11 protein-coding genes are annotated in these 13,041 nt (G+C 60.5%); 4 read left to right on the top strand and 7 right to left on the bottom strand.

From position 1 onward, the window contains the following. The first annotated feature begins 254 nt into the window (after positions 1 to 254). Entirely contained in the window at positions 255 to 1,790 is a 1,536-nt protein-coding gene (locus tag ACM3N8_RS09845) for a toxin (RefSeq protein ID WP_416016039.1), read from the top strand. A gap of 224 nt (positions 1,791 to 2,014) precedes the next feature. Here the strand turns inward: ACM3N8_RS09845 and ACM3N8_RS09840 are convergent, their stop codons facing one another. The 3 genes from ACM3N8_RS09840 to ACM3N8_RS09830 form a co-directional block, all read right to left on the bottom strand. Further along, positions 2,015 to 2,806 carry a hypothetical protein gene (locus tag ACM3N8_RS09840; protein ID WP_416016038.1) on the bottom strand — a complete coding sequence of 264 codons (792 nt, stop codon included), beginning with the start codon at positions 2,804 to 2,806 and terminating at the stop codon, positions 2,015 to 2,017. A 229-nt stretch (positions 2,807 to 3,035) separates the two neighbouring features. After that, a complete protein-coding gene (locus tag ACM3N8_RS09835) occupies positions 3,036 to 4,730 on the bottom strand; it encodes a pyridoxal phosphate-dependent decarboxylase family protein (RefSeq protein WP_416016037.1) in 1,695 nt (564 codons plus the stop codon). Positions 4,731 to 4,906: 176 nt separating this feature from the next. Next, positions 4,907 to 5,923, bottom strand: coding sequence for a lipoate--protein ligase A (locus tag ACM3N8_RS09830; RefSeq protein ID WP_416016036.1), 1,017 nt, complete (start codon positions 5,921 to 5,923; stop codon positions 4,907 to 4,909). Between the two features lie 443 nt (positions 5,924 to 6,366). Here ACM3N8_RS09830 and ACM3N8_RS09825 point away from each other — a divergent pair, with 443 nt between their 5' ends. Beyond that, positions 6,367 to 8,799, top strand: coding sequence for a diguanylate cyclase domain-containing protein (locus ACM3N8_RS09825; protein WP_290017622.1), 2,433 nt, complete (start codon positions 6,367 to 6,369; stop codon positions 8,797 to 8,799). Positions 8,800 to 8,920: 121 nt separating this feature from the next. Here the strand turns inward: ACM3N8_RS09825 and ACM3N8_RS09820 are convergent, their stop codons facing one another. Genes ACM3N8_RS09820 through ACM3N8_RS09810 form a run of 3 tightly spaced genes read right to left on the bottom strand, consistent with a single transcriptional unit; the run spans position 8,921 to position 10,098 of the window. After that, positions 8,921 to 9,355 (bottom strand): YeeE/YedE family protein, encoded by a 435-nt coding sequence (locus tag ACM3N8_RS09820; RefSeq protein ID WP_290017623.1) that lies wholly within the window; start codon positions 9,353 to 9,355, stop codon positions 8,921 to 8,923. Positions 9,356 to 9,367: 12 nt separating this feature from the next. Next, positions 9,368 to 9,781: a YeeE/YedE family protein gene (locus ACM3N8_RS09815; RefSeq protein ID WP_290017624.1), complete on the bottom strand. Its 414-nt coding sequence runs from the start codon at positions 9,779 to 9,781 to the stop codon at positions 9,368 to 9,370. Further along, on the bottom strand, positions 9,781 to 10,098 hold the full coding sequence (locus ACM3N8_RS09810; RefSeq protein ID WP_098983306.1) for an ArsR/SmtB family transcription factor: 318 nt from the start codon (positions 10,096 to 10,098) through the stop codon (positions 9,781 to 9,783). Before ACM3N8_RS09810 ends, ACM3N8_RS09815 begins: the two co-directional genes overlap by 1 nt. 516 nt (positions 10,099 to 10,614) lie before the next feature. Between ACM3N8_RS09810 and ACM3N8_RS09805 the strand changes: the two genes are divergently transcribed. Together ACM3N8_RS09805 and ACM3N8_RS09800 are read left to right on the top strand one after the other, a co-directional pair. Beyond that, the gene (locus ACM3N8_RS09805; protein ID WP_043556778.1) at positions 10,615 to 10,989 is read left to right on the top strand and encodes a hypothetical protein; all 375 of its coding nucleotides are present in this window, start codon (positions 10,615 to 10,617) and stop codon (positions 10,987 to 10,989) included. A gap of 217 nt (positions 10,990 to 11,206) precedes the next feature. Continuing rightward, positions 11,207 to 11,935, top strand: a complete 729-nt coding sequence (locus tag ACM3N8_RS09800; RefSeq protein ID WP_043134302.1) for an MgtC/SapB family protein — start codon at positions 11,207 to 11,209, stop codon at positions 11,933 to 11,935. Between the two features lie 92 nt (positions 11,936 to 12,027). Here ACM3N8_RS09800 and ACM3N8_RS09795 read toward each other — a convergent pair whose 3' ends face one another. After that, positions 12,028 to 13,038, bottom strand: coding sequence for a substrate-binding domain-containing protein (locus tag ACM3N8_RS09795; RefSeq protein WP_043134305.1), 1,011 nt, complete (start codon positions 13,036 to 13,038; stop codon positions 12,028 to 12,030). Between the last annotated feature and the right edge of the window lie 3 nt (positions 13,039 to 13,041).

The raw sequence follows: 13,041 nt of genomic DNA, 5'->3' as shown, positions 1-13,041 counted from the left end.
GCAGTTATTTGCATTTAAAACAATGGTGAAACACTGACAACAAAGTTAATAAAACAAGCTTGGCAGCCATTCAGTTTATATTCAGCAAAAAACAGTCATCTCACCTTATTATCAGGACTCCTTATTCATAACCGGAGTCACATCAGACCAATAAAATAAAAAACCGATAATGTCATCCAAGATAACCCTGTATGAGAGCAAGGATATTGCTTTCGGCTCTACTGCGCTCTTGTAGAGATCAATAAGGATATTATATGAAACATCACACCCTGTTCGGCGCGATCCCGCTGCTGTTTGCCGGCGCTGCCATGGCACAAACACCAGAAATAACCGCCTACTATCTGAGTGGCTCGGATGCCCCGGCCAATACACCTGGCTACTATGCATCACTGGACAATCTGGAAACCTTGAGTAATCAGGTGGCCAGTCAAAAGAGCAATTTCAACAAGCTGGTACTGTCATTTGTCCAACCCAGCCTGGTCAATTACACGCAAAATGACCTGGCCTGCACCGGATTGTTTGGATATATCTGCGATACCACAACCCAAAATAATCTGGCTGATAATAATAAATCCATCGCCGACTTTTCCCAGCTCAGGGATATTATCAACACCTTCAAACTCCATGGCGTCGAGACCTATATTGCCGTCGGGGGCTGGAACTTCAGCTGCATCCCGGAATACTACGATGTCACGGCGGGCAAGGTGGATGCCTGTGGCCCGGCCGGAGAGCAATACGACTCCTTCCCCAACCCGGGCCCCCGCAACCGCTTCGACAACCCGATATCCGGCCAGGCCGCGGATCAGGCGTATCGCAACGTGGTTCAGCTGGCCAATGACCTCGGCGTGGCAGGCATTGATCTGGACTACGAGGAGTTCTGGCACGCGGATCTCAACGCCTACAGCTGGCGGCTGACGCCGGATTCGGTGCAGCCGCCGGCCGGCAACGTGGAATACCTGGACACGGCCACCCTGATGAGCAGAGGCAAGGGAGTGCGGGTCTATAACGACAGCATGCAACTCAATCCCGCCGAGCAGCCCTATCCCAGGATCATGCCGGACACGGTCGACAAGTTTGCGGCCATCATGCGTTCCCTCTACCAGGCCATCGATGCCATCAACCCCGAGCTGGCACTGAGCACGGCGGCCCCCGCAACAGGCGGTATCCCAAACATGTCGGCCAACTGGGGCAGCAATGCCTATACCAGCAATACCTATGGTGGTGCCTGGTGGGGCGGTAATTTATATGGCCTGATTTACAATACCGCGCTGCAATATCCGGATCTGGTCGATCGACTCAGTACCATTGGCATAATGTCATATGACCTGAGCGAAACAGACTGTGGGGGCGACACCAATATTCCGTGCGATCTGGCAGGACAGGTTGATTATTATTACGGGGCCTTCTTCAGCTGGCTGAAATCCGGTGACACCATACGACCTGGGCACGCAGTGGTAAAAGGATCGCCGAGTTATGCCAGCGCCGCCATTCAACCGCAAAAATTGCTGATAAGTCCAGCCATCACGGTCGGATTTGAAGTTGGCAGACCGGCGACAGGCAATTTATTGCTGAGCAAGGATCTTCTCACGGATATCGCCACGCGCACGGCCAGATATTCACCATCCGGCATGATCATGTGGGATCTGTATAAAGACAAACGCCATGATGAACCTATGGGCGGCTGGGATCCTGTATGGGCCCGTCCCAATGATGTGTTGACCGCAACCTGTCATATCATGGGATTAAGTGGCGAACAATATGATTGCGCCAGTACGGTGCCGACTCCCTGACCCCATCACCTTCAATATACCTTGATCACATCATGCCGGTGCACCTTGCACCGGCATGTCTCTATTACGCCGCACTAATGACGCCACATTCGGGCACAAGCCGATATTATCCAGGCCGGTGTGAGCCCGCAGAGGCAATCCATCCGATGCCTTGGCGCTTCGCCCGTCCTGATGACAAACAGGCCGGGCCCCTGACCCGGCTTGCATTGCGCCATCAGCGCGGCTCACCCGTTCGGATAAGCCTGGGCTATGTTGGCCTGCGCCACCCCCATCAGCTGGGCCGAGATGTCCTGCAGCACATAGAGGTCGCGGCGACGGGTCCAGGGTTGATCGGATTGCTCGTCATACCAGACGGGCAGTTCGATCCCCTCCGGGGCATGGCTCGCCACATTGCGGGCACGGCAGGTGATGATGCAGCGTTTGACGTGGTCGCGGTGACCTATAACGGCCGCCATGCCGAGGCTGGCCGGGTCTTGATCCTGGGTGTGCTCCTCAATAATCTTTTTAACCACATCATCCGTGCTCAGATAGATAAGCTTGCCAGCGTCATCCCAGTAAGGCTCGATGGAGATGATATCCGTGGTTGGAATATCCCCATAAGCTTTAGAGTCCAGGAAGCGGGCTATCTCCCACTGCACATACATGGGTACCGGCTTTTGCCGATAGAGGGCGGCGCAACAGGCGGCCAGAGCCTCGTTCATGGGGCCGGGTTCGGCCAGCTCATCCGGGTTGCCCGAGGCGTTGGGGCGGTTGCCAAAGGCAAAGGCTATTACGCAGTTGACGCTGTCGATGACGACCCGGGACGGCGTCATGTTGAAGCAGGCCTCCTCGATGAAGGGGGCCAGCCGGCGGGCAGTCTGCTCGTCGTGCAATTCGGCGCTCAGCCGGTCTGTCAGGGTAGTGCTAAAGTCGACCGGGCTCCCTTCGCTGTCGTTGCTGCTGTTGCACCCGGCCAGGGTGGCGACCAGGGGGGCACTCAACAACCCCAGGGTGACTCTGCGTCTGTGCTTGTCCATAACGGCTCCTTTTGTTGATATCCAAGGCTGAAAGTCAGCCCGTTGGAGTCCATACCGTACGGAAAAAACAGGGCGAGAAAAGTCAGAAAGGGATGCAGAGGGGCGTAACGTGCAGAGCTTCACATTTCCCGGGGGATTCGCAAGCAATCCCTTTTGATTCAATTGATTGACGTATCAAAAAAGCAGGGCGCAGGGGGAGACCCGCCTGCGCCCCGTCATTCATCCGCCATCAGCCGCGAATGTGCGCGATAAAGGCATCGATCTGTTCACGGCCACAGGCGGGGTTCATGAAGACCGCCTTCTCCCCTGCGATGTAGGAGTATTTGCCGCGGGCATCGTAGTCGGAGTGGGCTATGGCCTCCACCCAGTTGGTGTAGAGCCCCACCTTGCCGCGCCCGGTAAAGAGGCCGCGGTGATAGTCGGTGTTGCGCTGCAAGCGCGCCTTGTAGGCCGCATCCGGGCTGCGTGCCAGCTCGAAGGCGAACTCGGCGTCCGGATCCTGCACCCACTCGGGGTTGTAGATCTTGAAGCCCACGCTCGGCCCCTGATTCTCCTGGGCCACCAGCTTGACGTTGCCGAGCTGGCTTAACCGGAAGCGGAAGTAGTTGGCATTTTGCAGGCAGTGGGCCAGCACGGTGCGATAGCCCTCCACCCCCAGGTAGTTGAGCGCCGCATAGGCACCGAACAGACCGCTCGCCCCGCGGGAACACTCAATGGTGGACTGCAGGTGGGTCTGGCCCTGAATGTCCCGCTCAAAATAGGAGAAGTTCTCCGGGTCGTTCTCCATCGCCTGGAGATCGTCCTGCTCCTTGATCATCACCAGGCTGGAGGTGTAGGGCACATAGCCCCACTTCTGGAAGTCGACGGTGAAGGAGTCGGCGTATTTCAGCTCGGCGAAGCGGGCCACGTTGCGCTCGATCCCCGCCAGGGTGGCGCCGTTGATGGCGAGCGGGTTGGCGCCAAAATCGTAATCCAGGAAGAAAATCATCGACCAGCCGATGGCGGCATCCACGTGGATGTGAGGCTTGACCGCCACCTCGAACCGCTCGCAGAGGCGATCCCGCAGCTCGACCACGGGTTTGACCTGGTCCACCCCGAAGGTGTCCGTGGTCCCCATGGTGAGCATGATGGTGGGCACCACATGCTTGAGGGCAAAACAGGCGGTCAGGGTGCGTTCCAGGTGATCGAGATCGATGTCGTTGTTCTCGCCAACCTGAATGCGGATGGTCTTGTTCTCTATGTCGACCCCGAGCAGGGAGAGGTTGGTGATGTTGGAGTAGTGGCCGCCCTGGGAGTTGATGATGCGGTAATCCTGATAGTGGCCGAGCCCCTTGTGCTTGGCCTCCGGCAGGCTCTTGCGAATGCCGAGCAGGTAGCCGTAGAGGTTACAGAAGGTGCCCCCCTGGGTGAAGATGCCGGTGGCGCGGGCCGGATCATAGCCAGCCAGCAGGGCTATCTGGCGCACCACCTTCTTCTCCAGCTCCTCGGCCACCCCGGCATACTCGGAGTAGACCAGATTGGGGTTGGCCAATATGCCCATCTGGGCGCCGTAGATGGCGGGATCCGCCGACATTGTGATGACGTTCTCGACGCTGGAGGGGTTCTCCCAGTCTTTCGACAGGGCGCCGGCAAACAGCAGCTCGGCCATGGGTTCACCCGGAGTGCGCATCTGTGCGGGCACCGGCATGGTCTCGCAGAGATCGGCGAGGCGGGCGCGGCCATCGGGCCAGGCGTTCAGGCGGGCATCCGGCGCCAGGCCACGGGCGCGAAACTCGTTGAGGGTGGCGAAACCGGGCTCGCGAAACACCGGCCAGAGATCGGGATTGCGCGAGAAAAAGTTAGCTTTGACTGTGGCAAAACGGGCGGAGAACTCGTGGTGGACGGCGTTGACGCCTTCATCTTTCAGATAAACTAAGTCACTCATTTTTATACCATTAGTACAGCAAGTGTGCTGCCCTTATACCCCTGAGCCGCTGTTTGAAACAGCGACAATATCTAATGGCCGCCCCTACTTTTTGTCATGATGAGCCGTGGCGTGGGTTGGCAAAAAGGCGCCTTTTGGGCGCCTCTTTTGATTTCGTGATCGGACAGGAAAAAACCTCAGCGCAGCGCGGCCAGCAACCAGCGGGAGAGCTCGTCCAGCTCGGCTTGCTGGGCCGGGAAATCGGCCCGCAGTTGCGACAGCAGCGCCGCTATGACCTCGCGGCGATAGGCGAGGCCAACCAGCCGTTCGGCCAGCGCATCCAGCGGCGCCGGATCCAGGCTGTCGCTGAAGATCTGCGCCCGGCCTATGACCCCCTTCTCCACATCGAAATGGAGCTCGACCCCGCCCCAGCCGAAGCGCTCGTCCAGCTGATGGCTGAACGCAGGCGCATGGCCGAAGTTCCACTCCCAGCTGCGCTGGCGGGCGAAGGTGTCGGCAAAGCCGGGCAGGTCGGGCAGTTGGCTCGGAGAGATGTGTTCGGACAGAACCCGCTCGCCGTAATGGGCAAAGAAGGCCTCGCAGAGGGCGTGGCTCAGCTGGTTGTGGTCAATGCCGGGCAGCAGCTCGCACAGGTTGGCCACCCGGCTGCGCACCGAGCTGATGCCCTTGGCCGCCAGCTTCTTGGGATCCGGATTGAGGTAGTTGGCGAGCCGGCCCAGATCGGCATTCAGCAGCAGGGTGCCGTGATGAAAGCCGCGATCCTGGGTCTCCCGATACGCCGAGCCCGACACCTTGCGCTCCCCGTCCTGGGTCGCCACCAGCAGATCGTTGCGCCCGGAGGCGAAGGCGCTCACCCCGAGCCGCTTGAGCGCGTCCAGCACTATGGCGGTGGAGATGCTCTTGTCATAGCCGGGCTTGCCCGCCATGAAGGTGAAGCAGCTGTTGCCAAGGTCGTGAAACACGGCGCCGCCGCCGCTACTGCGCCGGGCCAGGGTCACCCCATCCTCTTCCATGCGACGGGTGTTGCACTCCTTCCAGGGATTCTGGGCGCGGCCAATCACCACCGTATTGGCGTTGCGCCACAGGAAGAGCACCCGCTGGTTCGGGTCCATCTGGCGAAAGATGCACTCCTCCACCGCCAGGTTGAACAGGGGATCGTGAGAGTCGGACAACAACAGACGCAATCGGGACATGAGAGAGCCTCAACGAGAAGGAAGAGCCGCTATCATACCACCGCTGGCAACCGGATTTGGGCCCTTGCCGGCTGGGCTCCATCGTTACCGATTAACAACCTAATAGAATCAATCCGGATACATTTCCACAGCATCAGAAAAGTATCTTTTGATACGGCGACACAGGTTGACGCATTGCACCGTGAAAAAAGCAATCACTCACTATTACTGAGGTAAACAACAGGTAAATACGACTAAAATGCGACCGTTTTTATAGGCCATATGGCTCCTTAATTATTCGCATAATTGACAAAAATACCGAGCATGAAAGCCAAATGTGATAAACGACACAGAAATCACTTTTTTTGTCACCCATCCCCCATTCCAGCAGCCTTTCGCCCCCTTGCGGGCAACAAGGAATTGTTTGACTCTAGGATCGAACCCGTCTCCCGAGAGGAATGTATATGACAGGCGTAAATTCCTCCCTTCATCGCTTGCTCTGGTATCTGCCAATGCTGGGTATGGCGATCTGCTACAGCGTCACCTCTCTGCCCCTGAGGGCGGCAGATCAGATAGTGGTGCAACTGCCATGGCAACATCAGTTCCAGTTCGCCGGTTATTACGCCGCCCAGTTCAAGGGCTTTTATCGTGATGCCGGTCTGAATGTCGCGCTGCGCGCCGCCACGCCGCAGACCAATGTGGTCAACGAGGTGGTGTCGGGCAATGCCCAGTTCGGGATCAGCGGCAGCGACTTGCTGCTCGCCCGTGCCGCAGGCCGTCCGGTCGTGGTACTGGCAGCCATGCTGCAGCACTCGCCGCTGGTCCTGCTCTCGCTGGAACGGCCCGACATACTGCAACCCTCGGATCTGGCGGGCAAGCGCCTGATGCTGGAACCAGGCTCAAGGGAGTTGCAGGTCTATCTCGGCCGCCATGCCCAGCCACAGAGCTGGACCAAACTGCCCTATGAACAGGGGCTGCAGGCCTTGCTGACCGGACAGGTGGATGCCATCAGCGCCTACAGCACCACCGAGCCCTTCTATCTGGCCCAGCTGGGGATCCCCTACCGGGTATTCTCCCCCCGCGACATCGACTTCGACTTCTACGGTGACAATCTGTTTACCTCTGAGCGTGAGCTGGCGGGCAGGCCGGAGCGGGTCTATGCGTTCCAGCAGGCCAGCCTCAAGGGATGGCGCTATGCCATGGAAAACCCGGAGGAGATGATCAGCTGGATCATGGAGCACTATCCCAGCGGTTATGGCCGTGAGCAGCTGGAGTTCGAAGCCCGTGAAACCAGGGAGCTGATGCAGCCGGATCTCATCGAGCCCGGCTACATGCAACCCGAGCGATGGCAGCAGATCGCCAGGACCTACCTGGAGGCAGGCTTGCTCAGCTCCCTGCCCGATCTGGAGCGCTTCCTCTACAACCCGGACCGGGAGCGGATGCGCCAGCAGCGGCAGCTGTTCGACAAGAGCGTGGCTGTCGCCATGCTGATCACCTTCACCCTGCTGACCCTGCTCGGCATCTTCTGCCATCTCTACCTGCGCCTGCGTCAGGAGGCCCGGGATCGGCTGCGGCTCACCCGTGAACTGGCCCAGAGCGAACAGCACTACCGGTTCGTGGCGGAGAACAGCGCCGACGTCATCTGGACCATGGATACCGCCACCCTGCGCTTTCGCTACGTCAGCCCGGCCATTCTGCCGCTCAGCGGTTACGAGGCGATCGACATCCTCAGCCTGCCCCTCAAGCAGCTGATCCCGGAGACCTCCAGAAAACAGCTGCGCGATGAGCTCAGTGACTCCCTCGCCGCCTGGCAACGGGGCGACCACGAGCAGACCCGCTGCGTGATCCGCACCCAGTTGCGGCACAGGGAGGGGCATCTGGTCGCGACCGAGACCATCACTACCTTGCACGGCAACGAGAAAGGCCAACCCGACGCCATCCTGGGGGTCACCCGCGACATCACGGAACGCGCCGCCAGCGAGGAGATGATGCACCGCCTCGCCTTCTATGATCCGCTCACCAACCTGCCCAACCGTCGCCTGCTGCAACTGCGGCTGAAGGAGGCCATGGCCGACGAGGGGAGAGAGCTGGCGCTGATGTTCATCGATCTGGATCACTTCAAGCCGATCAACGACACCTTCGGCCATGAAACCGGCGATGTGCTGCTCAACATGGTGGCCGAGCGCATGCGCCACTGCGTGCGGGAACAGGATCTGGTGGCCCGCCTCGGGGGCGATGAGTTCGTGATCCTGCTGCCCGATATCAGTGACGAGGCGCTGGCGGTGGCGGATCATCTGCACCAGAGCCTGCGTCATCCGTTCCGGGTGGATGAAGAGCAGGAGTTGCGGATCTCCAGCAGCATAGGGGTGGCGCTCTACCCGGAACATGGCACGGATCCCAAGACCCTGATGCACCATGCCGATCAGGCCATGTATCAGGCCAAGGGACGGGGCCGTGGCCGGGTCTGCCTGTTTACCGCCGGGCTGGATCCCGAGCTGGGTTCACTGCTGTGGCAAAACAGCCACGAGTGCGGCCACCCCCGCATCGATGCCGAGCATCGTCAGCTCTTCGTGCTGACCAACCGGCTGCTGGAGCGCATGAAAGACAACAGTGAACACCCTGCCCTCTATCTGGAGAGTCTGGAAGGCTTGTTCGAGATGGCGCGCCATCACTTCGCCTTCGAGGAGCAGATGCTGGCCGAGCTGGACTATGCCGAGCTGGCCAGCCACCAGCAGGACCACCAGCGGCTGCTGCACAGGGCAAGCCAGCTGATGACCGCCGCCAGGGCCGGCGAGCTTGGCAACGACGAATTGCTCAACTTCATCATTCAGGAGCTGGTTGTCGGCCACATGAGCCAGGCCGACCGACGCTACTTCCCGCTGATGAAAGGACGCTGACTCAGCGCGCCAGCCACCTGAACGTGTGAAAAGAGGAGGGCCACCCAGGTGGCCCTCTCGCTATTGCGCCTGCCTGACTCCGGCACGGATACCGGGACTGCGGGATCATGGCGCCTGGGGATCAGGCGCTGCGGGCGGGCCACAGCGTCGGCCATACCCTGTCCACCAGCAAGATCCCGCTCACCATGGCCGCCACGAACAGCAGTATCATGGGCTGACCGCTGGAGATGAGGCTCAAGGCAGGCCCTGGGCAGATGCCCACCAGGCCCCAGCCGATGCCGAACAGGGCCGAGCCACCGAGGAGGCGACCGTCCACCTGTCGGGCCTGGCTGAACGAATATGGCTCACCGAGCAGGCTCTGGTGGCTCGGTTTGACCAGCAGAAAGTAGCCCGGCATGAACACCAGCAAGGCCCCCCCCATCACGAAGGCCAGGCTGGGATCCCAGGCCCCCGCCACGTCGAGAAAGCCGATGACCCGGGCCGGATCCACCATGCCGGAGATGGCAAGGCCGAGCCCGAACAAGAGACCGGCCAACAGACTGATAAAGAGTTTCATCTCATCGCCTCGTTACAACAGATGCAGGATGACAAACACGGTGAGGGCACCGGTTGCCATGAAGGTGAGGGTGGCAAGGATGGAGCGCACAGAAAGCCGACCCATGCCGCAGATGCCGTGACCACTGGTGCAGCCATTGCCAAGACGGGTACCGATCCCGACCAGCAGCCCAGCCAGCAACACCAGCGGCCAGGCCGGCAGGGTGTCGAAACGCGGCAGCCTGGCCCAGTCCAGGGAAAATGCCAGCCAGGCACCCGCCCCCAGTCCCAGCAAAAACAGCCAGCGCCAGGCGTGCCTGTGTTGCATGGCGCCCGCCAGAATGCCGCTGATCCCGGCCACCTTGCCGTTGAACAGCATCAGCATCAGGGCGGAGAGCCCCACCAGCATGCCCCCGGCCAGGGCAAGCAACCATTGGGTTTCAAACATCAGGACACCTCGTCATCTTGGGAGTGGCAAAAATGGGTGCGCAACACGGCCAGTACATCCGCCGCCGCCTCGTTCGCCAGCGAGCAGTAGATCTGCTGGGCAACCTTGCGCGACCGGATCAGGCCGCTGCGCCTGAGCACCGCCAGTTGCTGGGAGAATGCCGACTGCCCCAGCGCACTGTGTGCCAGCAGTTCGCCAACACCCTTCTCGCCATCAAGCAGCTGGCAGAGCACCAGCAACCGCTCGGGATGGGCCAGCGCCTTGAGCAGGGCGGCCGCCTCGCTGGCATGCCGGGTCATCTCATCGAAAGGGGCCATAGGAATAAATTAGCAGTTGCTTATATTAAGCTTCATTCTATAAATAAAACCTAAATTAGCAATATCTAATTTTTATATGGGAGTGAACCCTAAGCATGGCCGTGGATCAGGGCGCAGGCTGCCGCAGCCACTGGCCCGGCGCCTGGGATGGCGCCGGCCTTGGCCGGGCTGGTATGGATGTAGCCAAGTGGCTCAGGTTATTGACAAACTTGTATCTAAATGTTGCTGAACGCGGATAAGGCTTTACCTCATCGCTCTGGATGAGTACCATCTGGCCGTTCATCAACAGCGGAGACCATCAGTGGGCAATTCATCAAGTGACAGTTGTAGGCCGACCCAGTCAGTCGGCACCCAGGTCGCGAGATAGCCGCAGGTCTTCCTCTGCCGCGTTCTCGCAACCCTGCGAGAAGCGGAAATCCACTCCCCTCTTCTCTTTTTACACTTGACGTCAGGTGACCCAAGCCCAGGCCTGGACACCTTGCCTGCATAGTTTCTGCTTCCCACAAGGAGGCTGCTATGCGTTTTATTTCAACCAAGTCCGGATCCACCCAGGCCCACCCCCTGCTGAGCAAGCTGGGCCGTGGTTTGTTGCCACTCTGGCTGCGCGCCAAGCCGAGTCAGCACCACTACAGGTTGCAGATCCGTTGCCAGGATCGCGCCGACATGGAGCAGGTGCTCGACATGGTGACTCATACCCTGCAACCGGCCGGGCTGCGTCCCATGCAGTCCCTGAGGCCAGGGCGCAGCGGAGGTCGGGAGCTGGTGCTCAATCTGCACTGCACCCCGCCACAGCGCCGTTATCTGGTGCAGTTCGTGCATCAGGTCGGGGTCGCCCACCCGGTTCGCTGGGAGCTGCGTCCCCGTCGCGACGCCGAGCCACTGCTCAACTAACGGGATCGCGTAGATCGGGGGCCAGCCATGCTGGCCCCTTTCCATCTGGCCCGGCTATCTGCTCGCCATTCTGAGTGCGCGGGCCCGTTTGACCGTGCGCCCGCTTTCATTTCCCATGATGGCCTTCACCGCGCGCACCTCTGCGATTCATCAGGAATGCTCACTGGGCCTTCTATCCTGTATCCCGAAGGCCATCTCAAACCAGAAGGAGTACGCCATGAGAATGTGGCAGCAATTTGACATGATTTCCCTGCTCGACACCCTGGCCAGCCTGTTGCTGGCCTTCGTGCTGGGCAGCCTGGTCGGGCTGGAGCGCCAGTACCGCCAGCGTACCGCCGGTCTTCGCACCAACGTGCTGGTCGCAGTGGGGGCCGCCCTGTTCGTCAGCCTGGCCCAGCGCATCTATGACCTGCACGGCGGCAACTACAACGTGGTCCATGTGGTGGCCTATATCGTCTCCGGCATCGGCTTTCTCGGCGCCGGTGTCATCATGCGCGAGTCTGGCAATATCCGCGGCATCAACACGGCCGCCACCCTGTGGGGCGTGGCGGCTGTGGGCGCGGCCAGCGGGGCCGGGCTCGCCATGGAGGCAGTGCTCGGCGCCCTGTTCGTGCTGGCCGCCAACACCCTGCTGCGACCGCTGGTCAACCAGATCAACCGCCGCCCGGTGGACAATACAGATACCGAGGTGACCTACAGGGTCACGGCCCTCGCCCAGCGCGAGTATCAGAAGGAGGTGCTGCACTGGCTCGAAGAGATGATGGAGCAGGCCAACTACCCTTTGAGCGAGCTGGACATAGAGCCGTTCGGTGAACAGGATCTGGAGATCTCCGCCGTGCTGCTGGCTACCTCCATCGACGGCGACGAGCTGGATGCCCTGATGGTGAAGCTGGCCATTCATCCCCATATCAAGCAGGTGTTCTGGCGCGCCAGCACCACGGATTGAACCGGCTGGGCATGTCTGTGTGCCCTCCCCCGATAAACAAAAAAGCCCCGCCAATTCTGGCGGGGCTTTTGTATGGGAGCAAACCTGCGCGACTAGCGGCGGGTGCGCCAGCGTACCCTGGGGCTGATCACCTGGGCGGTCTGCGCGGGGGGATTGCCCGCGATCAGTTGCTGCATCAGCTCGAAGGCGGCGCGGGCCAGCGCCGGACAATCCTGCGCCACCGAGTCGATGCGCATCGGTATGCAGTCGAGCAGATCGTGATCATCGAAGGTGCACAGCCGCATGCCCGTCTCCATCAGCCCAGCCTCGTTGAGATAGCGCAGCACCCCTTCCAGCAGGGTAAAAGAGGCGGTGAAGAGCCCGCGGGGCGGCGCCCCCAGCTCGGCCACCAGCTCGGCCATCAGCTGATAGCCCGAGCTCGGCTGATAGTCACGATGGCGCACCCGGATGGCGTCCGCCTCAAGCCCGGCTCGATGCAGCCCCAGCTCATACCCGGCAAGCCGATGGCGGCTGGGGGAGAGATCCAGCAGACCGCCGAAATAGTAAATTTCCTCGCCGCATTCGCCAGCCATGTCCCGCACCAGCTCGGCGGTGGCCTTGCAGGCGTCCGAGATCACCATGGGCAGGCGCGACTCGCCTATGTGGCGATCCAGCTGCACCACCGGCAGGCGGTCGTGAATGCGGGCATAGATGTCGTCGCTGTGGCCGCTGGAGGCGACGATGAGGCCATCCACCTGACGGCTGATGAGGTTGTCCACCACCGTCTGCTCCAGAGTGGGATCATCCTCGGAGCAGGCGATCAGCAGCTGGATGCCCGCCTCCCGGCAGTGAGCCTCGAGGGCGCGGGCGATGCGGGCAAAACCGAAGTTGGTGAGATCGGGGATCACCAGACCCCAGGTGTAACTGCGGGTCTCGCGCAGGGCGCGGGCATGAAAGCTCGGCTGGTAGTGGCACTCATCCGCCACCGCCTGGATGCGCTTTTGGGTCTGATCGGCAATCCGGTACTCAGCACTCTTGCCGTTGAGCACCAGACTGGCGGTCGCCTTGGACACCCCCGCCAACTCGGCTATCTGGGCAATCGTGATCCGTTTCTTCTTCTCCACCTG

The sequence above is a fragment of the Aeromonas sp. A04 genome (assembly GCF_047780465.1).
Lineage (GTDB): Bacteria > Pseudomonadota > Gammaproteobacteria > Enterobacterales > Aeromonadaceae > Aeromonas > Aeromonas bestiarum.
The sequence above is the reverse complement of the archived record's forward strand: the minus strand, read 5'-3'. Positions and strand labels throughout refer to the sequence as shown.

What these genes read in the sequence shown, in the direction of transcription:
- ACM3N8_RS09845 (WP_416016039.1), top strand. Translation starts at nt 255, where the DNA reads ATGAAACATCACACCCTGTTCGGCGCGATCCCGCTGCTGTTTGCCGGC.
- ACM3N8_RS09840 (WP_416016038.1), bottom strand. Translation starts at nt 2,806, where the DNA reads ATGGACAAGCACAGACGCAGAGTCACCCTGGGGTTGTTGAGTGCCCCC.
- ACM3N8_RS09835 (WP_416016037.1), bottom strand. Translation starts at nt 4,730, where the DNA reads ATGAGTGACTTAGTTTATCTGAAAGATGAAGGCGTCAACGCCGTCCAC.
- ACM3N8_RS09830 (WP_416016036.1), bottom strand. Translation starts at nt 5,923, where the DNA reads ATGTCCCGATTGCGTCTGTTGTTGTCCGACTCTCACGATCCCCTGTTC.
- ACM3N8_RS09825 (WP_290017622.1), top strand. Translation starts at nt 6,367, where the DNA reads ATGACAGGCGTAAATTCCTCCCTTCATCGCTTGCTCTGGTATCTGCCA.
- ACM3N8_RS09820 (WP_290017623.1), bottom strand. Translation starts at nt 9,355, where the DNA reads ATGAAACTCTTTATCAGTCTGTTGGCCGGTCTCTTGTTCGGGCTCGGC.
- ACM3N8_RS09815 (WP_290017624.1), bottom strand. Translation starts at nt 9,781, where the DNA reads ATGTTTGAAACCCAATGGTTGCTTGCCCTGGCCGGGGGCATGCTGGTG.
- ACM3N8_RS09810 (WP_098983306.1), bottom strand. Translation starts at nt 10,098, where the DNA reads ATGGCCCCTTTCGATGAGATGACCCGGCATGCCAGCGAGGCGGCCGCC.
- ACM3N8_RS09805 (WP_043556778.1), top strand. Translation starts at nt 10,615, where the DNA reads ATGCGTTTTATTTCAACCAAGTCCGGATCCACCCAGGCCCACCCCCTG.
- ACM3N8_RS09800 (WP_043134302.1), top strand. Translation starts at nt 11,207, where the DNA reads ATGAGAATGTGGCAGCAATTTGACATGATTTCCCTGCTCGACACCCTG.